Here is a 17,936-nt window from a genome sequence, read left to right as displayed (position 1 = left end):
TTTTTTATAAATCGCGGTATAATTCAAGTACAACTCTGTAAGAATCGAGGAAAGTGAATGAATTCTAAACCAAACATTCCTGTCGGAGGACAGGCACTCGTGGAAGGGGTCATGTTCCAAGGCCGCTCCGAGAGCGCATCCGCCATTCGGCGAAAAGACGGTTCCATCGAAACGTTCGAGCAAGCGCGCATCCTCGTCCCGTGGGTCCAATCGTTGAAAAAGGTACCGTTTATGAGAGGGATTGTCGCACTATATGAATCCTTGAAGAACGGATCAGCGCATATGAATTTTGCAAGCGATCGTTATGACGTCGACCCGAGTGAAGATGTCAATACGAACGAGGAACAGAAGCAGAGCATGTGGATGATTGCTTTCATTGCCATCATCGGTGTGATTTCCTATGTCTTTGGGAAGTTGATTTTTAACGTGACTCCAGCTCTTCTCGCCTCGATGTTTCAAGACGTGCCGTTATTTTCCGGACACGTGGTTCAAAACCTTCTTGAAGGGGGAATAAAATTAGTATTGTTGCTCAGTTACCTCTATCTGATATCGTTGACGCCACTCATTAAACGCGTCTTCCAGTATCATGGGGCTGAACACAAGGTCATCAACTGTTATGAGTCCGGACGTCCGATTACGGTCGAACAAGTTCGAAAGAGCTCACGTCTTCATTACCGTTGTGGGTCGAGCTTCATTTTGTTCACCGTTTTCGTCGGGATTGGCGTGTATATGATCGTCCCAATCGATCCACTTTGGCTACGACTCGTCAGCCGAATCGCGCTCTTACCTGTCGTCATCGGAATCTCATTTGAAGTCCTACAATTCACCAATCGTTTCCGTGAACATCGTTTCCTTTCATTCCTTGGAAAACCGGGTCTGTCACTCCAACTATTGACGACTCGAGAGCCGAGCGATGAACAGATTCAAGTCGCAATCGAAGCATTCGAGACATGGGAACGCAAAGAGTTAGGAGAATCGGTCATTCATAGAGAGGGATAAGAGGAGGAAGCACCATGATCAGACAAAGAATTGGTTCGACCGCTGCAACAATCGTGTTTATCTTAGGCTTCATCGGGGTCGGGCATATGCTCGCCACCGATCCCGGTCGATTATTTAGACAATTGTTGTTCATCGGGATATTCGGGTTAGTCTTTTATGTGATCTATCGCGTTTTCATCGGACGACGTATGTCCCCAGAGGATATGCGCTATCGTAAAACCGCTCAAGCCTCTAAGAAACGGATGCAAGGAAGCCGTGGACCTCAAGTCAAACCTTCCGCATCAGTAAAAAATAAAAAGCACAAGAAACCGGGATCGAACGTCACGAAGTTGTCCAAACGATCGAACGGACATCGAAGCAATCCCCCGCACCTCACCGTGATTGAAGGAAAAAAAGGGAAGAAGAAAAAGAAAGCCAACATGTAAAAAGGAGCGCCGCGGCGCTCCTTTTTACGTTGTCTCTACATATCCGATGTATGGTAAGTTGCGATACTGCTCGGCATAGTCGATGCCATACCCGATGACAAACTCATCCGGAATCTCAAAGCCGACATAGTCTGCATCTAATTGCACGAGACGTCGAGCCGGTTTATCGAGAAGGGTACAGATTTTCAGCTGTTTCGGTTGATGCAGTTCCATATGCTTGCACAAGAACTTCAACGTCTGCCCTGTATCGATGATGTCCTCGATGATGACGACATACTTTCCTTCCACATCCAAGTCGAGGTCTTTACGTAGTTGTACACTCCCACTCGAAACGGTCTTTTTCCCATAAGAAGACGTCGCGACTGTGTCGAGTTGTACACTCCCTTTCATATAACGCATCAAGTCAGCAGCAAACACCATCGACCCTTTTAAGACCGCAACAATGACAATCGGCGTTCCATTTGCGTCTTTCTCAATTTCTTCTGCTAATTCTTGTACCCGATTTCGAATTTGCTGCTCATCAAACAGTTTTCCTTTAATTTGAATGTCCATCAGCTCGGCGAATGTTCGCCGTCACCCCCTATTTAGTGAATCCACGATTCATCTTATCATATTTTCGACTTAAAAATATACATTGTCAGATAAATTAGATGTTTTCGTTCGTATTTAAGTCCTGTTCACCCTACAAAAAAACGTCAACCGCAAGAAATTGACGTTTTTTCGATACATTATTCTTCTGTTGCTCGCTCTTGCTCACGAAATTCTCTAAATTGATCCATTAGTTCAGGTTTGTCTTCAAAAAATTCCACAAACTGCGTCATGCAATCGAGCGTATTTGAACTGAGGTGATGTTCGATTCCTTCCACATCCTCGTATACATCCGCTTCGTCGACTCCAATCAGACGTAAAAAAGACTCGAGCATCGCATGGCGCTCGACGAGTCGTTTCCCAACTTTTTGGCCTTTTTTCGTAAGCATGAGGCCACGGTATTTTTCGTACACCAGATATTCTTCACGGTCCAACTTTTGAACCATTTTGGTGACAGAGGAGGGATGAACTCCTAAATGTTCGGCAATGTCAGAAACACGTGCATATCCTTTTTCTGACATGAGTAAATAAATCCGTTCTAAATAATCTTCCATACTCGGTGTCGGCATGGGCACGACCTCCCCTAATGTTCCGGTTTCCACTTTATATTTTATCCTAACGAAGCTGAAATCGAAAGGGAAAGCCCCGATTCATTCAGTCAATCATTGTCTCGTGACCTTAAATTCATTATAATGAGATATGGTAACTTTGAAAGAGAAGGGAAGAACATCTATGGGAATCGAAACAATCCTCGTCATCCTCCTATGGGTTGCCTTGATCGCCTACATCGTATGGCGCTTCATGCCAGCTCGCGGGTTGAAAAAAATGAAACAAGAAGAATTCCGCGCTTCACTCCGAAAAGGACAATTGATTGACGTCCGTGAACCGAATGAATATAAAGGTGGTCACATCGTCGGTGCTCGAAACATCCCGGTCGGTCAACTCAAGATGCGTATGAAAGAATTACGTAAAGACCAGCCGATCTTAATCTATTGCCAAGGAAGCTCACGTTCTAACCAAGCGGCCAAACTACTCATGAAGAACGGTTACAATAATATCTACATGCTTGATGGCGGCTTCAAGAACTGGAAAGGCAAAATTAAAAAAGCATAAAAATGGGCGGGTCGATTGAATCGACCCGCTCCTTTTATTTCACCGATGACGCCTCACGACGTTCATATTTTAAAACAGGTTTCCGAGCAGCGAGCGTCTCATCCATACGTTTAACGACCGTCGTATGCGGGGCCGTCTGCACGATTTCCGGGTTTTCTTCTGCTTCTTTTGCAATCTGAAGCATCGCATCGCAGAACGCATCAAGCGTCTCTTTTGATTCCGTTTCAGTCGGTTCCACCATAATACACTCTTCCACATTTAACGGGAAATAGATTGTTGGTGGGTGATACCCGAAGTCGAGCAATCGTTTCGCGATATCAAGCGTACGGACACCGAGTGCCTTTTGTCGCTTCCCTGACAAGACGAATTCATGCTTGCAATACGTATCGTATGGTACGTCGAAGGCATCTTTCAATCGAGCAAACATATAGTTCGCGTTGAGCACGGCTTCACGCGATACACGCGTCAATCCTTCTGCTCCCATCGTTTTAATGTAGCTATACGCGCGAACATTGATCCCGAAGTTTCCATAGAACGGCTTGATTCGACCAATCGAGTGTGGACGATCATAGTCTAAGCCGAACCCTTTATCTGTCTTTGTGATGATCGGCGTTGGTAAGAACGGAATCAGATCACGTTTTACCCCTACTGGACCAGAACCCGGACCACCACCGCCGTGAGGACCCGTGAATGTCTTGTGCAAGTTCAAGTGAACGACGTCAAAGCCCATGTCTCCCGGACGTGCGATTCCGAGAATCGCGTTCGAGTTCGCACCGTCATAGTAAAGCTTCCCACCAGCCTCATGAACGACTTTTGAAATTTCGAGGATGTCCGCTTCAAACAATCCGAGCGTATTCGGGTTCGTCAGCATGAGGGCAGCCGTGTCTGCACCAACTTTTGATTTCAAATCATCCAAATCCACAAGACCACGCTCATCCGACTTGACCGTCACCGTTTCAAATCCAGCAACGACGGCAGAAGCCGGGTTCGTCCCGTGCGCCGAGTCTGGAACGAGTACTTTCGTACGAGCCGTATCCCCATTGCGTTCGTGGAACGCTTTGATCAACATAAGCCCTGTCCATTCGCCATGCGCCCCTGCTGCTGGTTGCAACGTCACTTCATCCATCCCTGTGATTTCCGCAAGTTGCTCTTGTAAGTCGACCATTAGTTCAAGCGCACCTTGAATCGTCTCAACGGGCTGCAATGGATGAATGTGCGCGAATCCAGGAAGGCGTGCCATATCTTCGTTCACTTTCGGATTATATTTCATCGTACAAGAACCAAGTGGATAAAATCCTGAATCTACTCCATGGTTTCGTGTAGAGAGCGCCGTGTAATGACGAACGACATCGAGCTCAGATACTTCAGGAAGTTCAGCCACTTCTTTTCGAATCATCGTCGCCGGCAATAATGACTCGAGGTCAACTTCCGGAACGGTTGGCGTCGGTAAGTTATATCCTGTTCGTCCTTCACGTGATACTTCAAAAATTAGCGTTTGTTCGTGTTGCATCATTTCATCCCCCCGACCACTTCGACAAACTGATCAATCTCTTCTTTTGTACGTAACTCTGTCGCACAGACTAGCATCTGTGACTGGCGCTCTTCTTCATACGTTCCGAGCGGAAGTCCACCAATCATTCCATGTTCAAGCAAGTGACGAGATACTTCTTCTGCATCGCGTCCGAAATCAACAACGAATTCATTAAACATTGGTCCCTCGTCAACCATTGTAAATCCTGCTGCTTTCAATGCTTCTTTCATGTAATGAGCTGTTTGGATATTCCGGACAGCCATGTCTCGAATGCCATATTTCCCTAAAGCGGACATCGTGATTGAGGCAGCCAATGCGTTGAGCGCCTGGTTCGAACAGATGTTTGAGGTTGCCTTGTCACGACGAATGTGTTGTTCACGCGCCTGTAACGTCAAGACGAATCCACGTTTTCCATCCTCATCTACCGTTTGTCCTACGAGTCGACCAGGTAGTTTACGCATCAACGACTTCTTCACTGCAAAATAACCACAAGACGGACCACCAAAGCTTTGTGGAATCCCGAACGGTTGAGCATCCCCGACCGTAATGTCCGCTCCAAGCGCACCTGGTGATTCCAAAATGCCTAATGCAAGCGGGTTACTTGATACGACGAACAGTGCACCTGCATCATGCGCTTGTTTCGCCAATTGCTCCAAATCTTCAATACGACCGTAGAAGTTCGGATATTGTACGACTAGACATGAAGCATCTGTTAAATCGAGGTCAGTTACATCCGTCACCCCATTTGTGACGTTTGTATATTCGACAGAAAGTCCTGGACCATCCGCATATGTGCGAATGACATCTTTCGCTTCAGGATGTACCGCTCCAGAAACGACAACGCGTTTTTTTTTCGTCTGCGCACTCGCTAGGTAAGTCGCTTCAGCAAGAGCCGTAATTCCGTCATACATCGACGAGTTTGCGACATCCATCCCGGTCAACTCACAAATCATCGTCTGGAACTCGAACATCGCCTGAAGCTCACCTTGTGAGATTTCAGGTTGATATGGCGTATACGCCGTATAAAATTCAGAACGTAAAAGCATATGGTTCATCACGGTCGGTGAAAGATGATCATACATCCCGGCTCCGAGGAAACTTGGATATGACTTTGTATGTTTGTTCTTATCCGCTAGTTTCGTCATATGACGAACGAGATCCACTTCCGGAAGTGGTGACCCGATTGCTGCAAGCGACGCTTTTTCGCGAAGCGACTCTGGAATATCCGCGAGCAACGATTCGATGGAATCCACTCCAATCGTTTGAAGCATGTCTCGCTCATCTTGTTCGGTCATCGGTAAATAACGAAATTCCATTCTATTCATTCTGAATCCCCCTGTTTCATTTCGTTCGTTTATAGAAAGGTGTCGGTACGCGTTCGGCTTCAATCTTTTTGCCACGAATGTCGATAACAAATCGCTCTTCATCTTTATACCGTGCATCCACACGTGCCCAGGCGATCGACTCATTGACTGTCGGAGGCATTGTACCAGTAGTAACGACTCCAACGACGTTCCCATCGACTTCTACTTGCGCGCCTTGACGTGCGATTCCGCGACCAAGCAATCTCAAGCCCATCATCCGGTTCGGGATGTTTTCTTTTTGTGTGGCGAGCGCCTCTTTTCCAATAAAGTCCGTATCTAATTTGACCGCAAAATTAAGGTTCGCCTCGAACGGAGTAACCGACTCATCTAGTTCATGCCCATAGAGCGGAAGGCACGCTTCAAACCGTAGCGTATCTCGTGAACCTAACCCGCAAGGTGTAACACCCTCTGCTTCAAGCGCTTCCCAGATTGCTGAGATCCCTTCTGCCCGCGCATAAATCTCGAATCCGTCTTCTCCCGTATAACCACTTCGCGAAATGATCGAAGCAACACCCGCCACATCGCCGTTTATAAATTTAAAGAAACCAACTTCGTCAAGCGCTACGTTCGTAATCGTTTGAAGAACAGCTTCCGCATTTGGGCCTTGAATGGCAATTTGGCCATATTCATCAGACTCATTCGTCACCGTGACGTCGCCACTAACAAATTGACGAATGTGCGCCTCGTCTTTTTCGATATTCGAGGCATTGACGACGAGCCAATAAGCATCTTCATCTAACCGGTAAACGAGTAAGTCATCCACTACGCCACCATTCTCGAGACAGAGAAGGTTGTACTGCGCTTGACCGACTTTAATCTTTGAGACATCGTTCGTCACAAGATTCTGCACTTGTTCTAGAGCGTCCGGTCCTTCAACCCGAATTTCTCCCATGTGAGATACATCAAACATCCCCACGTTTTGACGTACAGCCTGATGCTCTTCTTTGATCGAAGAAAACATTATCGGCATTTCGAACCCCGCAAAATCAACCATCTTCGCCTTCGGTTCAATCAATTCGAACAAAGGCGTACGTTTCAAAGTAACCTTTTCCATAATATCCCCCAATCCCGAACATAAAATGCTTTTGTTTTTGAAATCTTTCGTTTTCCATTCCACTTTAACAATTTTTATTCTTTCTGCATAGTTAAAAAAGCGAAAAAGAAAAAGGATGAAAAACGAAAACGTTTTCATCCTCATTATTTCATATTTTTGTCTCGGTGGAAACGTCAGAGCGTTCGATTCCCGCTGTACGTTTGATTTCATGTGTCAGCCCGACTGTCGCCCGTTTCAATTCAATCGATTCGTCTTTAGCTTTGATGCCGAAATCTTTGATTTGCGTAACGGAACGGTTGACCGCGTCCACATGCCCTTTGATTTCAGTGACTTGTTGGTTGATGACGTCAGCACGAATCTTAAATCGTTCCGTCAAACGGTTTAGTCTTCCAAACGTCGGCTTCATCTGTTTTTTAAATAACAAATATCCATATACACCAAGTCCAATGATGGCGAATAAAAGAACTGCAAGGTTAATCCAAATCATACTTTTTCCTCCTTCATCCGGATAATCTGTTCTGCAATACACCGCGGTGTCTGAGATGCATCAATCGTCTCGTCAGCTTCTTGATAAAAAGTGGTCCGTCGGTTGTATAATGCCCGAACTTCTGACTCTCCTTTTTTCACCAGCGGTCGATCCGAATCTTTGATCCGTGCCCAGCATTCCTCAAATGGTAAGTCTAAATGAATGATTTTACCGTGTTCGCGCATCCAACGTATGTTTTCAGGGCGTTCGACAATACCACCACCCGTGAGGACAAAGTCAGCATCGATCCGCTGAAGAACTTTTGATTCTACGTCACGAAACGCTGACTCCCCGTATTGGTCAAAATATGTAGCGATGTCGGTTCCAATCCAGGCTTCGATTTCTTCATCAAGGTCCACGACGTCTCCATGTTCTTGCATAAAATTGAACAAGGTAGACTTACCTGTACCCATAAATCCCACGATATAAAACGGTTTCTTATTCATAAGCAATCACCTCTTTATGACGTTCACCAGATATCAACACCATCTCCACTTCCGTTCGATTCGGTGCAATCGGACGACACATCACCGTACCCGTCGGTTTGGTGAGCGTTACCGGTTGATTGCCACAGCGTTCTTTCGCCAATAACAAGTGGGATTCAAAACGTATGGCCAATATCTCATCTGAGATTCGTTTCGTCGTTCGTTCTACATCAGTATACCAAAATAATGCAATACCAAGTAACCACACGACGATTGTCAACGTAGTGATTAGAAAGAATCCTCTTTCATACACATGACGTACCGCTCCCTCTCGAAAGTTGAATCTTTCCAAGAGATTCGAAATCCCATACCGACCGTTTCGACGCGATACTGATCGATTCCTCTTAAAAATAACAAGTTCCCTCCTCCGTCTCCGACCATGACCAAGTTCCCGTTCAACTGTTTGATTGTCCATGGCCACACTTCTTCATCTACCTTAAGAAAATCACCTCTTAATCGCCCCTCATCGACGCGACAATTTTTGCTGTTCTGCAAGCGACGCACAATGAGTTGGGGAGTCGTATGGTGTTCCCACTTCGGTTGTTCGTAAAGGCGTTGACCAAGCGTGAGCAATTCGACCAACAATAATATAAAGATGGGAAGAATCAACAATACTGCCGTCATTTCTAACATGGTAAACCCCGGATCAAAGCGTCGGTAAGCAAAAACCCTTTTCACACACTTCTTCACACCCAGTCGGTTCAGCGGCTTCAAGCAGCACCTCTCCTTGTAATCGTTCATAAATGAACAACGTGTCACGCAACCTTGCGACTTGGTCATTTCCTTGTGTCACAAACGACGTCAAAATGAGTACCCAGCCCATTACAACCGCTAGGCTCACAATCACTTCCCATAACGAGAATCCTTTCTCATCCCCCTTCATGGATGATCACCTCCGGTTCATACGTTCCAAGTCGAAATTTAAACGTGACAGATGTTTTCCCACTGACAAATTTCCACTGTCCTGCATAGGAAGCTGTTGCCTGGGAGAAGGTGATGGTATTGTAGGTCGGAAGATAAACAATGATTCCTTCCGGTACGTCCACCCTTCGCACTAACGTCATTCCACACATGATCAAATACCTTCGCTGTTTAGCCACCCAAATCAACTTTGGCACGCAACTTCCATTTTCCGAAATGTACGGGTATTGTCCCGCTTCTTGAATATTCGTCACTAACGTATCTGTAAAATCAAATAGTTCAAGTCGCTCAAAAGGCTTCACTACAGGACTACTGATCAGTATGAGGAAGGAAATGATCACGAGTACCCACGCCATCTCGACAAACGTATAGCCTTTCATTGTTTCTTCAGCGAACCATCAAGTGGAGAATACGTGTAGGCTGACGATTGACAACTATACACTAGTGGATCCGTTTCAGAAGCACGTTTAATCACTTCTAATGTGGCAGGGTATGATTTATGTTCGGCATAGTGTAAATTGATTTCTGACTCGACGATTCGGACACTTCCCTCACAACTCACTTGGTCCGCCCGTGACTTTCCTTCTGTCAGCGTCGGCACGAGTAATAACAGTAAAATTGAAATAATGAGTAAGACTGCAGCCATCTCAACAAGCGTGAATCCTTGTTCTTCCTTCATGTGAATGTCCCCTTTCATAATTGAGCCATGATAAGTTTTACAGGCAAATAAAGAGTATAGAATAAGGTGCCAACCATGACGCTGAGCACTCCATAAAGTGCCGGCTCTACTTTTTCGATCAATTGACGACTATATTGTTCCATTTCTTCGAATACTAGTTCTCGATGAAGTGACATCAATTCACCGAGTTCTCCACTCATCGACCCTACTCCTAACAAGCTGACAACTTCATAGTCAATAAATCTTTCCTGTTTGACTGCCATTTCGATTCCTTCACCGGCAGACAACCGTTTGTGAATCCGATTTGCCATTTCAGCCATCTCCCCCTTTTCATTAGCGAGACGACTGATAATTTGCCTGATGTTCGTTTCCGTCTGTTGTAATAACGACAATTCGCTGACAAACAAATAAGTCAGGTACAGAGTTTTACCACGGTTCCATATGTAAAACGGTAGTTCTACACCTCGTCGATGCAGCATGTAGACCGTGATCCCAAGCAACACAAATACAGAAAACAGAGCTGGAAAGAACCATTTCGATAGTAAAATTGAACCTGCTCCCTCATATGTGGACACATCAACCATCCCCATCAGCTTTGGGAAAATGTACAACGCATAGACCATCCCAAGACCGAGCAGGATAAAGAAAATGATTAAAGGATACCGAATGAGTCGCTTCAATTCTTCCTTCAACCGTATCCGCATTTCTAAAACTAAAACGACTTGAGATAACCCATCCATAAACCGCCCGTTCCGATCGGCTGTCATCAATATTTCTTGCATTTGGCGATTTGTGATGATTAGCGAGAACACGTCCGCTAAAGAAGTACCAGATTCAAGTTGTGCCCTCATCTCTTGAACATCCGCTTTCCTGTTTCCTTTTTCATGATATTCAAGTGTTTCCATTGTGGCTTTCAACGATACACCTCGGGATTGAAGACGCAGAAAACGGTGAATCAATTGAATTGGTGGTTTTACTGAAGCGTTGCCCATTCACACGTCACCTCCTGATCACGCGTTAGTACACACCAATGTCTTTTTACTGACGATTTTCCGAGCAATTGTTCAAGCCGTTTCTCCCCATCCTGAATCGTCGCTGTATGAAACGTAGTAATCGTCAAATGCCCACTGAGTGCAGCATCGTAGGCGACGTTTAACTCTTCCTCTGTCCGTACCTCTCCGATTACAATGATGTCTGGGTCGGCACGTAACGTTTCTTTTAATAACTGTCGATGATTCAACCCTGCTTTTGCATTCACCTCGAGTTGAATCACCCCATCAATCTTTTGTTCTGGAGGATTTTCAATCGTGACGATCCGCTCACGCTTTAAGTGATTAAGAAGCGCATACAATATTGTCGTCTTGCCCGCACCAGTAGCACCTCCGATTAACAGGAGACCATGTCGCGATGCAGACATTTCTTGAAAACGTTCAACGTCCCCTGGTCTCAACAAGTGATGAAGCTCAAACGCTTGATTTGGTACCCTCCAGGACATCAATGTTTGAGTAAATGATGGGAGAAATGTTACGCGGATGACTTCTCGATCAAGTTCATACACGCCTGACTGAGGCACACGTTGATTCGTGTCCGGTAACGAACACCAATATCGCATATGAAGTGTGAGACGGTCGTATTGATTGATATCCATCGACTGAAGATCAAGCAGTCTCATATCTGATCGGATTTGGATCTTCACTTCATGCGTACTCGGTATAAAATGAAGATCGCTTGCCCCCGCCTCTCTCGCCACAATCATCAGTTGTTCAATAAGCTCCTTCATTCCGCTCACCTCGAGAACAGCATAAAAAAAAGCCCACTCTATTGAAAGTGGACTTGTCTTATGAAACTTGTGTCGAAACGACATGATGACGACGTGCATATGTTTCGATTGAAACCTTGTCATAACCGACAATGACTTCTTTTCCGTCTGTTAAAATCGGACGTTTTAACAATTTTGGATTTTCACTCATCAGTTTGAGTAGTTCGCTCAGCTTCAAATCCTCAACATCAACGTCGAGTTGTTTGAAGGCTTGGCTTCTAGTAGCAAGAAGAGAATCTACACCTTCTTCACTAATCGCAAGGAGTTGTAGTAATTCGTCGACAGTCGGTGCATCTCTGAAAATGTGACGTTCACTCACTTGAAGTTCTTGTTCCTGTAAAAACGCTTTCGTCTTCCGGCAAGAAGTACAGCTCGGGTACGTGTAAAACATTAATTCTGATGCCATTTTATGTTCCTCCTCATTTCAACTTTTCACTTCGCTCATTTTGTATAAGTTGATTATACATCTCTTATACCCTGTTTGTACATATTTTGTACAACTTTTTTATAAATTTTGTACAACTTTATTTTCCGTATTGATTTCACATATTTTTCACGATTATTTTGCTCAATTCTCACGTTTCCATAGCATTTTTTCGAATGTGTTGGTAAAATAGTGAATGAGAATGGAATAATGCACGTATGGGGGGATTAACATGGCAAGAATGTTTCGTGTCCTAGGCTTCTGGACTGGGCTAGTGGCGGCACTTGCTTTCGTAGGCGCACTAGGCGGCGACCAAAGTAGTAGTGAACATACTGGTGACTTTATCGTTATGGGACTTGTCTTCTTAGCACAAACGATTTTCTTCGTCGCACTTGGCTACTTAAAGCTTACTGAAAAAACATATGTATACGTCTTCGGCGCGTATTTGACAATTTTCTTCGTTGTCTTTACGTATTGGAGCAACTTCCAAATGTAAAAAAGATTGTCTCCGACGAGACAATCTTTTTTTATTGCTTGAAGAATGGATTTGTTTGCTTCTCTTCTTCAAGCGTTGTTTTTGGTCCGTGACCTGGATAAAGAACCGTCGCACCCGGAATCAAGTGCTTCATGCGTTCAATGGATCCCATCAACGTCGCCTGATCGCCTCCGAATAAATCGGTACGACCGACTGATTGTTTAAAAATCAAGTCACCGCAAAACGCAATCTTTTCATCCGCCATGTATAACACGACGCTACCTGGTGAATGACCAGGGGTGTGATAAAGATCGAATGTAAAATTGCCGATAGTCAACGTATCGCCTTCATATACCTTTTCAGCCGGCTTCATCGCCGGTACAGGAAGATTGAAAGCGTGCGCTCCGTTCTTTTCTCCATTCGTCAACCAATCACTTTCGAGACGATGGACATATACTGGAACTTTATAGCGTTCACGGAGTGCATCCACTCCTCCAATGTGATCAAAATGGGCGTGAGTCAACAAAATCGCAGCGGGTGTACCAAGACGATCAATCACCTCGAAAAATCTTGGGTCATCCGTTCCTGGGTCGATGATGACGATACTACCTTCTTTTTCAAGGACGTATCCATTCTCCTGCGCTAAGCCTGACGTAATCTTCTTCACTTGCATATGATTGATCCCCCTCTCACTCAAAACAATATTGTGGCAAAATTGTATCGATGTCAACCTTTACTCGACAGCGCCTCAATAATCGGATAAAATAATAATGATATTTCAGTGAAATTTTTATGAATTTCATGACGTATAATTAAAGGGGGAACTCGTCATGCATTTGTATGAACCGTTCGGATGGATTTCTGTCATCGTCGCGATTGTGGCTGTATGGGGAATGATTCGTTCATTCAAAAAACGCCAATTCTTTCCACTCGCAGTTGCAGGTTTAACTGTACTCGTATTCGGATTCTTTGGTGTTGCCACGTTAATCTACGGCGGTATTCCAGGTTAATGGATTTGTATCAAGCAATCATCAAGCGACTTCGGTCGCTTTTTTTGTGCCTATAATTCCTCGATATAAAAAACGAACCAAATCACATAGTGGTTTGGTTCGTTTTTAGGTTATTCATTCGTTTGTTCTTTAAAGCGGAGAAGGTCGGAATAGATCAAATCATCGTTCATTTGTAAGATTTTTTCCGCTTCTTCCGTCATTGGACCACAAAGTGTTGTGTCCTCAACCACTTCTCCAGAAGTAGCATTGTAACAAGTTGATTGTGTCCATACATATTCATCCGTCACAACCGTACCATCTCGGAAGATTGCACGACTATTTCGGTTTTCAGAGAACAAGTCATTCCCGAATCCGATTGTGTCCGACGTGTCAATTCCAAGTAAATGCAAGATTGTCGGTTTCATGTCGACGTGACTTCCGATTGTTTCATGCACTTCACCTTTTTCTTGATCCGGCAAGTGAATCGCAAACGGCACCTGTTGTAACTTCGCCACGTCATATGGTGTCAACTCTTCTTTACCGAGCAACTCTGCCATCGCATTGTTGTGGTTCGTCGAGATACCATAATGGTCACCATAAACTACGAAAATCGTATCATCCCACATTCCGTTCTCTTTCAATTGATCGATGAAGAGACCGAGTGCATAGTCTTGATATGCAAGCGCCTGCGGGAAGTTATTTAACGTTGTTGAACTTGTCTCGAACTTCGGTACGAGTTCATAGTCTTCGCTTGGCATCGTATATGGGAAGTGGTTCGTCAATGTGATGAACTTCGCATAATACGGTTCAGGCAACTCTTGAAGCATTGGAATCGATTGTTCGAAGAAACTATCATCTAAGAGACCCCATTCTGTCATGTCTTCTGGATTTCCGAGATCGTAGCTCTTTTCATCAAAGAATTGATCGACACCGATATTTTTATACATTTGGTCGCGGTTCCAGAACGATTTATTGTTCGCATGGAAGACGGCCGAATAATAGTTATCTTCTTTAATCAACTCTGGAAGTGCTTGATATTCGTTGTCCGCGTTCGTAAAGTATACGGCACCACGCGGTAGGCCATATAGTGAGTTATCGAGCGCAAACTCCGCATCTGATGTCTTCCCTTGACCTACTGTATGGTAGTAGTTTGGCCAATAGTGAGACTCTTCAATCAGTTTGTTCAAGTTCGGCGTGATAAATTCACCGTTCGGCGCTTTCATGTTGTGTGTGAAGTTTTGTGCAGATTCGAACGACACAACAATCACGTTTTTCCCTTTATATTTACCGAACAAATCAGGGTTCGGTGCAGCATAGTTCTGACGAGTGAATTGTTCAATCGTTGCAAGCTCTGATTCGTCAGCCATCGCTTTTTGAGCAGATGTTTTCGTTTGAAGCATCGCGTCATACACATGGAAGTTAAACGTTCCGATGTTTTTCACTAATAGCTCACGGTCGAATGAACGAGTCAACAATTCCGGACGCTCTGTTTCCGCCAAAGAAAGGTTGAACAAGAATACCGATACAGCTGCAACGAATGTCACGAGTGCGCGACGATGTGAAGCAGCATTCTCTTTCATATTCATACGCCATAAGATAAACGGTAAGACAAAAACGTCACCAAGAATGATTAAGTCTTTCCATTCGAGAAGTGATGTGAACGATGTCGACAGCGTCTCCATGTTCGATGGTTGCATAATGACCGGCATCGTTAAATAGTCCGTAAATTCACGATAATACACGGCATCCGCAAACAAGATGAAGGATGCGAGCGCGTAAAGCGTGTAGAGCACCCATTTTTGTTTGTTTCCTTTAAAGAAGAAATGGAAGGCAAACAAGAATAATGTCGAACTGATCGGGCTGATCAGTAGGATAAAGGCTTGTGCGGTGTTTTCAATCGGAATGTTGAAGAAAAATTGATAGACGATATACGTCTTCGTCCAAAGCAATAACGTAAATATCCAAAATAGACGATATTCTTGAAACGAAGCGCAGACCGTATCGTTCAGTCTCGTCGATAGCTTCGAGAAGCGTTGAGATGAATTCATCTGACGGTCTCCTCCTCTTTTCAGTTTTCGGCATGTTTTTATAGCCATTTATTTTTATATTTGTTCATACATTGTACAATTCGATTTGAATAGTACACGTCCAGTATCAAGTCCAAATCTTACCCCTTTTTTAATAAAAAATCAACTGTGACGTTACAAATTTTACAATATCCCATACCCTTTCCCATAAGAAAACACGCCTGCAATGTGCAGACGTGTCAGTTTTATACGCGTGTCGGAAGGAAGTGTTTGCGTGCTAACCAGCCACAACCGATGACTCCGGCATCATTTTCAAGTTCAGCGATTTTAAACGTCGTCGACTCATAGACACGTTCGAGTGCGAAACGCTTGAACTGAGCATCAAGCGGTTCAAGCAATGCTGTCCCTGCTTTTGAGACGCCGCCACCGATGACGATCATTTTCGGGTTGAGTGTGTTGGCGATATTCGAGATTGTCAATCCGAGATATTCTGTCATCTCGTCAATCACTTCTGTCGCGATTGTATCCCCAGCTTTATAAGCTTCGAATACGTCACGTGCCGTCACTTCTTTCAATTCGTTCAACGAAGTATCTTGATTTTTCCGTTTTTGCAACGCTAAACGTGAAATACCTGTCGCAGAGGCAATCGTTTCGATACACCCTAATCGGCCACAGCCACATTTTACAGCTTTCGCCTCATCTCGTTCGACGGTGATATGACCGATTTCTCCTGCCATACCAGCCGTACCATGAACGATGTTTCCGTTCGTGATGACGCCACCACCGACGCCTGTACCGAGCGTGATGGCAAGTAATTCGGATGCACCTTCACCTGCACCCTTCCACATTTCCCCGAGGGCAGCGGCATTCGCATCGTTTTCGAGGACAGCGGGGAGTCCGACCGCTTTTTCGAACTCACTCACAAGAGCGAAGTCTTTCCATCCGATGTTCGGTGAATACTCGACAACACCTTCAGAGAAATTGATGAATCCAGGGGCTCCGATACCTGCACCTGCGAAGTCTTCTTTCTTCTTGCCTGACGTCTCTAAATACGTTTCAAATGAGGCTGCGATGTCTTTTGGTATATGTACACCGTTTTCTCGAATATCCGTTTTAACTTCCCACTTATCAGAAATGATGCCATTCATGTCTAAAACAGCCATCTTCACCGTTGTACCACCGATGTCGATCCCTAATAACCATTTCATACCGTTCACTCCTCATCTCAACTAAATCGCTTTCATTCAATAGTGTACACTATTATCCCCTTAGTGCAACCCTTTGCACTAAGGGGATTTCTGTCAATCTCTTGAATTTTTCAATTCGTGGGTCAAAATGATTTTCGCCGTATCGTATACACGCTGCTCGATGATGCCCCCTTCATACAACTCGTCGAGTTCCATCATCATCAGTGAGATTTCAGCATCCCGCTCCCCGATGTAAATAATGGTTCCGAACGATTTTAAAAACTGTTGGACATCATAAAAGTTTTTCATGCTTCTTCCTCCATCGTTGACAAGACATAACGATTTAACAATTCTCTTGTCGCTTCCATAGACGTCACATGTGTCCGTTCATAACTATGACTTGACTCAATTCCTGGACCAATCAAAGCGTGCTTCACATCGTAGCCTGCACGGATCGCAGCCGACGCATCCGAGCCATAATAAGGATAGATATCCACTTTATAAGCGATGTCATGCGCCTTACATATTGAAGTAAACTTACGGCGCAAGCTAATATCATATGGTCCAGATGAATCTTTGGCACAAATCGAAACCGTATATTCATCTGAATGTTGACCATCTCCGAGCGCCCCCATATCGACGGCAATGTATTCCACAACATTTTCAGGAATGCCGGCATTCCCCCCGAATCCGACTTCTTCATAATTCGAGATTAAGAAGTGGACCGTATGTGGCAAATCATCATTAACCAAATCTTTAGCTAGGTCTAAAAAGATGGCCACAGAAGCCTTGTCGTCCAAATGACGAGATTTGATGTATCCGGAAGACGTCACCTTGAATCGTGGATCAAATGACACAAAGTCACCGATTTCAATTCCAAGTGCCGTCACATCTTCACGAGAATGGACTTTCTCATCCAATCGAACTTCAATGTTTGAAGCAGAGCGTTCTGCAGAGTTCGTGTCTTTATACACATGAACGCTCGACTGATGGACGAGGATGGTTCCTTCGATCGCCTCCCCCTCCTCGCGATGAATGAGACAGTTTTCTCCTTCGATCGCCGTCCAAGCGTATCCACCCACTTGCGTGAGACGTATGCGTCCGCTCGGCAAGATGTCCTTGACCATCGCCCCAAGGGTATCAACGTGCGCCGTCAAAAGACGCGCCTCGTCCGAACGTCCTGGGAACGTCGCGAGCAACGCCCCTTTATGTAAACGAGACGTCTTCACACCGAGTGTTTGGAGTTTATTTTCTGCAAATCCGATCGCCTCCTCCGTCATACCAGACGGACTCGGGATTTCAACTAATGTTTTCAGTGTTTCTATCATCA

Annotated in this window: 25 protein-coding genes; 5 read left to right on the top strand and 20 right to left on the bottom strand. The window is 44.8% G+C overall.

Annotation, left to right across the window (positions count from 1 at the left end; genetic code table 11):
* Positions 1-57: 57 nt before the first annotated feature.
* A complete protein-coding gene (locus AC5LIL_RS06010) occupies positions 58-999 on the top strand; it encodes a DUF1385 domain-containing protein (protein WP_499825209.1) in 942 nt (313 codons plus the stop codon).
* A gap of 14 nt (positions 1,000-1,013) precedes the next feature.
* A complete protein-coding gene (locus tag AC5LIL_RS06005) occupies positions 1,014-1,424 on the top strand; it encodes an SA1362 family protein (protein WP_499825208.1) in 411 nt (136 codons plus the stop codon).
* A 24-nt stretch (positions 1,425-1,448) separates the two neighbouring features.
* Here the strand turns inward: AC5LIL_RS06005 and hpt are convergent, their stop codons facing one another.
* A complete protein-coding gene (gene hpt, locus AC5LIL_RS06000; RefSeq protein ID WP_074033308.1) occupies positions 1,449-1,976 on the bottom strand; it encodes a hypoxanthine phosphoribosyltransferase in 528 nt (175 codons plus the stop codon).
* A 176-nt stretch (positions 1,977-2,152) separates the two neighbouring features.
* Positions 2,153-2,581 carry a transcriptional regulator MntR gene (gene mntR / locus AC5LIL_RS05995; RefSeq protein ID WP_499825207.1) on the bottom strand — a complete coding sequence of 143 codons (429 nt, stop codon included), beginning with the start codon at positions 2,579-2,581 and terminating at the stop codon, positions 2,153-2,155.
* Positions 2,582-2,744: 163 nt separating this feature from the next.
* Here mntR and AC5LIL_RS05990 point away from each other — a divergent pair, with 163 nt between their 5' ends.
* Positions 2,745-3,125, top strand: coding sequence for a rhodanese-like domain-containing protein (locus tag AC5LIL_RS05990; protein ID WP_214787500.1), 381 nt, complete (start codon positions 2,745-2,747; stop codon positions 3,123-3,125).
* 34 nt (positions 3,126-3,159) lie between these two features.
* Here AC5LIL_RS05990 and gcvPB read toward each other — a convergent pair whose 3' ends face one another.
* From gcvPB to AC5LIL_RS05925, 13 genes are all read right to left on the bottom strand, one after another.
* On the bottom strand, positions 3,160-4,635 hold the full coding sequence (gene gcvPB / locus AC5LIL_RS05985; protein WP_499825206.1) for an aminomethyl-transferring glycine dehydrogenase subunit GcvPB: 1,476 nt from the start codon (positions 4,633-4,635) through the stop codon (positions 3,160-3,162).
* Entirely contained in the window at positions 4,635-5,972 is a 1,338-nt protein-coding gene (gcvPA, locus tag AC5LIL_RS05980) for an aminomethyl-transferring glycine dehydrogenase subunit GcvPA (RefSeq protein ID WP_214784009.1), read from the bottom strand. The genes gcvPB and gcvPA overlap by 1 nt, the downstream gene beginning before the upstream one ends.
* Positions 5,973-5,997: 25 nt before the next feature.
* Entirely contained in the window at positions 5,998-7,074 is a 1,077-nt protein-coding gene (gene gcvT / locus AC5LIL_RS05975) for a glycine cleavage system aminomethyltransferase GcvT (protein ID WP_214782397.1), read from the bottom strand.
* A gap of 148 nt (positions 7,075-7,222) precedes the next feature.
* Positions 7,223-7,561: a hypothetical protein gene (locus AC5LIL_RS05970; RefSeq protein ID WP_214782395.1), complete on the bottom strand. Its 339-nt coding sequence runs from the start codon at positions 7,559-7,561 to the stop codon at positions 7,223-7,225.
* The gene (locus AC5LIL_RS05965) at positions 7,558-8,046 is read right to left on the bottom strand and encodes a shikimate kinase (RefSeq protein ID WP_214782393.1); all 489 of its coding nucleotides are present in this window, start codon (positions 8,044-8,046) and stop codon (positions 7,558-7,560) included. Before AC5LIL_RS05965 ends, AC5LIL_RS05970 begins: the two co-directional genes overlap by 4 nt.
* Positions 8,039-8,338, bottom strand: coding sequence for a hypothetical protein (locus AC5LIL_RS05960; RefSeq protein WP_214782391.1), 300 nt, complete (start codon positions 8,336-8,338; stop codon positions 8,039-8,041). Before AC5LIL_RS05960 ends, AC5LIL_RS05965 begins: the two co-directional genes overlap by 8 nt.
* A complete protein-coding gene (locus AC5LIL_RS05955) occupies positions 8,314-8,718 on the bottom strand; it encodes a hypothetical protein (protein ID WP_224861438.1) in 405 nt (134 codons plus the stop codon). Before AC5LIL_RS05955 ends, AC5LIL_RS05960 begins: the two co-directional genes overlap by 25 nt.
* 13 nt (positions 8,719-8,731) lie before the next feature.
* Complete coding sequence (locus tag AC5LIL_RS05950) at positions 8,732-8,968, bottom strand: hypothetical protein (RefSeq protein ID WP_214782386.1); 237 nt, start codon at positions 8,966-8,968, stop codon at positions 8,732-8,734.
* The gene (locus tag AC5LIL_RS05945; protein ID WP_214782383.1) at positions 8,955-9,386 is read right to left on the bottom strand and encodes a prepilin-type cleavage/methylation domain-containing protein; all 432 of its coding nucleotides are present in this window, start codon (positions 9,384-9,386) and stop codon (positions 8,955-8,957) included. Before AC5LIL_RS05945 ends, AC5LIL_RS05950 begins: the two co-directional genes overlap by 14 nt.
* Positions 9,383-9,685 (bottom strand): prepilin-type N-terminal cleavage/methylation domain-containing protein, encoded by a 303-nt coding sequence (locus AC5LIL_RS05940; protein ID WP_214782380.1) that lies wholly within the window; start codon positions 9,683-9,685, stop codon positions 9,383-9,385. Before AC5LIL_RS05940 ends, AC5LIL_RS05945 begins: the two co-directional genes overlap by 4 nt.
* Before the next feature lie 14 nt (positions 9,686-9,699).
* Positions 9,700-10,677, bottom strand: coding sequence for a type II secretion system F family protein (locus tag AC5LIL_RS05935; RefSeq protein WP_499825205.1), 978 nt, complete (start codon positions 10,675-10,677; stop codon positions 9,700-9,702).
* On the bottom strand, positions 10,659-11,465 hold the full coding sequence (locus AC5LIL_RS05930; protein WP_499825204.1) for an ATPase, T2SS/T4P/T4SS family: 807 nt from the start codon (positions 11,463-11,465) through the stop codon (positions 10,659-10,661). The genes AC5LIL_RS05935 and AC5LIL_RS05930 overlap by 19 nt, the downstream gene beginning before the upstream one ends.
* Before the next feature lie 58 nt (positions 11,466-11,523).
* Complete coding sequence (locus AC5LIL_RS05925; RefSeq protein WP_074033321.1) at positions 11,524-11,910, bottom strand: Spx/MgsR family RNA polymerase-binding regulatory protein; 387 nt, start codon at positions 11,908-11,910, stop codon at positions 11,524-11,526.
* 250 nt (positions 11,911-12,160) lie between these two features.
* Here AC5LIL_RS05925 and AC5LIL_RS05920 point away from each other — a divergent pair, with 250 nt between their 5' ends.
* The gene (locus AC5LIL_RS05920) at positions 12,161-12,424 is read left to right on the top strand and encodes a DUF2626 domain-containing protein (RefSeq protein WP_012726597.1); all 264 of its coding nucleotides are present in this window, start codon (positions 12,161-12,163) and stop codon (positions 12,422-12,424) included.
* A 31-nt stretch (positions 12,425-12,455) separates the two neighbouring features.
* Here AC5LIL_RS05920 and AC5LIL_RS05915 read toward each other — a convergent pair whose 3' ends face one another.
* Entirely contained in the window at positions 12,456-13,076 is a 621-nt protein-coding gene (locus AC5LIL_RS05915) for an MBL fold metallo-hydrolase (RefSeq protein WP_499825203.1), read from the bottom strand.
* A 157-nt stretch (positions 13,077-13,233) separates the two neighbouring features.
* Here AC5LIL_RS05915 and AC5LIL_RS05910 point away from each other — a divergent pair, with 157 nt between their 5' ends.
* A complete protein-coding gene (locus AC5LIL_RS05910; RefSeq protein WP_074033323.1) occupies positions 13,234-13,413 on the top strand; it encodes a DUF2759 domain-containing protein in 180 nt (59 codons plus the stop codon).
* A 110-nt stretch (positions 13,414-13,523) separates the two neighbouring features.
* On the opposite strand, the gene AC5LIL_RS05905 is transcribed toward AC5LIL_RS05910, so the two are convergent.
* From AC5LIL_RS05905 to AC5LIL_RS05890, 4 genes are all read right to left on the bottom strand, one after another.
* Positions 13,524-15,440 carry an LTA synthase family protein gene (locus tag AC5LIL_RS05905; RefSeq protein WP_499825202.1) on the bottom strand — a complete coding sequence of 639 codons (1,917 nt, stop codon included), beginning with the start codon at positions 15,438-15,440 and terminating at the stop codon, positions 13,524-13,526.
* Positions 15,441-15,664: 224 nt separating this feature from the next.
* Positions 15,665-16,627 (bottom strand): ROK family glucokinase, encoded by a 963-nt coding sequence (locus AC5LIL_RS05900; RefSeq protein ID WP_214782368.1) that lies wholly within the window; start codon positions 16,625-16,627, stop codon positions 15,665-15,667.
* A 93-nt stretch (positions 16,628-16,720) separates the two neighbouring features.
* On the bottom strand, positions 16,721-16,915 hold the full coding sequence (locus AC5LIL_RS05895) for a YqgQ family protein (RefSeq protein ID WP_214782365.1): 195 nt from the start codon (positions 16,913-16,915) through the stop codon (positions 16,721-16,723).
* Positions 16,912-17,934, bottom strand: a complete 1,023-nt coding sequence (locus AC5LIL_RS05890; RefSeq protein ID WP_499825201.1) for a M42 family metallopeptidase — start codon at positions 17,932-17,934, stop codon at positions 16,912-16,914. Before AC5LIL_RS05890 ends, AC5LIL_RS05895 begins: the two co-directional genes overlap by 4 nt.
* Between the last annotated feature and the right edge of the window lie 2 nt (positions 17,935-17,936).

The sequence above is a fragment of the Exiguobacterium sp. RM11 genome (assembly GCF_059821525.1).
This window is presented reverse-complemented; position numbering and strand designations above follow the sequence as displayed.

Excerpts from the sequence above, each read along its gene's own strand:
- AC5LIL_RS06010 (WP_499825209.1), top strand. The coding sequence starts at position 58 with ATGAATTCTAAACCAAACATTCCTGTCGGAGGACAGGCACTCGTGGAA.
- AC5LIL_RS06005 (WP_499825208.1), top strand. The coding sequence starts at position 1,014 with ATGATCAGACAAAGAATTGGTTCGACCGCTGCAACAATCGTGTTTATC.
- hpt (WP_074033308.1), bottom strand. The coding sequence starts at position 1,976 with ATGGACATTCAAATTAAAGGAAAACTGTTTGATGAGCAGCAAATTCGA.
- mntR (WP_499825207.1), bottom strand. The coding sequence starts at position 2,581 with ATGCCGACACCGAGTATGGAAGATTATTTAGAACGGATTTATTTACTC.
- AC5LIL_RS05990 (WP_214787500.1), top strand. The coding sequence starts at position 2,745 with ATGGGAATCGAAACAATCCTCGTCATCCTCCTATGGGTTGCCTTGATC.
- gcvPB (WP_499825206.1), bottom strand. The coding sequence starts at position 4,635 with ATGCAACACGAACAAACGCTAATTTTTGAAGTATCACGTGAAGGACGA.
- gcvPA (WP_214784009.1), bottom strand. The coding sequence starts at position 5,972 with ATGGAATTTCGTTATTTACCGATGACCGAACAAGATGAGCGAGACATG.
- gcvT (WP_214782397.1), bottom strand. The coding sequence starts at position 7,074 with ATGGAAAAGGTTACTTTGAAACGTACGCCTTTGTTCGAATTGATTGAA.
- AC5LIL_RS05970 (WP_214782395.1), bottom strand. The coding sequence starts at position 7,561 with ATGATTTGGATTAACCTTGCAGTTCTTTTATTCGCCATCATTGGACTT.
- AC5LIL_RS05965 (WP_214782393.1), bottom strand. The coding sequence starts at position 8,046 with ATGAATAAGAAACCGTTTTATATCGTGGGATTTATGGGTACAGGTAAG.
- AC5LIL_RS05955 (WP_224861438.1), bottom strand. The coding sequence starts at position 8,718 with ATGTTAGAAATGACGGCAGTATTGTTGATTCTTCCCATCTTTATATTA.
- AC5LIL_RS05950 (WP_214782386.1), bottom strand. The coding sequence starts at position 8,968 with ATGAAGGGGGATGAGAAAGGATTCTCGTTATGGGAAGTGATTGTGAGC.
- AC5LIL_RS05945 (WP_214782383.1), bottom strand. The coding sequence starts at position 9,386 with ATGAAAGGCTATACGTTTGTCGAGATGGCGTGGGTACTCGTGATCATT.
- AC5LIL_RS05940 (WP_214782380.1), bottom strand. The coding sequence starts at position 9,685 with ATGAAGGAAGAACAAGGATTCACGCTTGTTGAGATGGCTGCAGTCTTA.
- AC5LIL_RS05935 (WP_499825205.1), bottom strand. The coding sequence starts at position 10,677 with ATGGGCAACGCTTCAGTAAAACCACCAATTCAATTGATTCACCGTTTT.
- AC5LIL_RS05930 (WP_499825204.1), bottom strand. The coding sequence starts at position 11,465 with ATGAAGGAGCTTATTGAACAACTGATGATTGTGGCGAGAGAGGCGGGG.
- AC5LIL_RS05925 (WP_074033321.1), bottom strand. The coding sequence starts at position 11,910 with ATGGCATCAGAATTAATGTTTTACACGTACCCGAGCTGTACTTCTTGC.
- AC5LIL_RS05920 (WP_012726597.1), top strand. The coding sequence starts at position 12,161 with ATGGCAAGAATGTTTCGTGTCCTAGGCTTCTGGACTGGGCTAGTGGCG.
- AC5LIL_RS05915 (WP_499825203.1), bottom strand. The coding sequence starts at position 13,076 with ATGCAAGTGAAGAAGATTACGTCAGGCTTAGCGCAGGAGAATGGATAC.
- AC5LIL_RS05910 (WP_074033323.1), top strand. The coding sequence starts at position 13,234 with ATGCATTTGTATGAACCGTTCGGATGGATTTCTGTCATCGTCGCGATT.
- AC5LIL_RS05905 (WP_499825202.1), bottom strand. The coding sequence starts at position 15,440 with ATGAATTCATCTCAACGCTTCTCGAAGCTATCGACGAGACTGAACGAT.
- AC5LIL_RS05900 (WP_214782368.1), bottom strand. The coding sequence starts at position 16,627 with ATGAAATGGTTATTAGGGATCGACATCGGTGGTACAACGGTGAAGATG.
- AC5LIL_RS05895 (WP_214782365.1), bottom strand. The coding sequence starts at position 16,915 with ATGAAAAACTTTTATGATGTCCAACAGTTTTTAAAATCGTTCGGAACC.
- AC5LIL_RS05890 (WP_499825201.1), bottom strand. The coding sequence starts at position 17,934 with ATGATAGAAACACTGAAAACATTAGTTGAAATCCCGAGTCCGTCTGGT.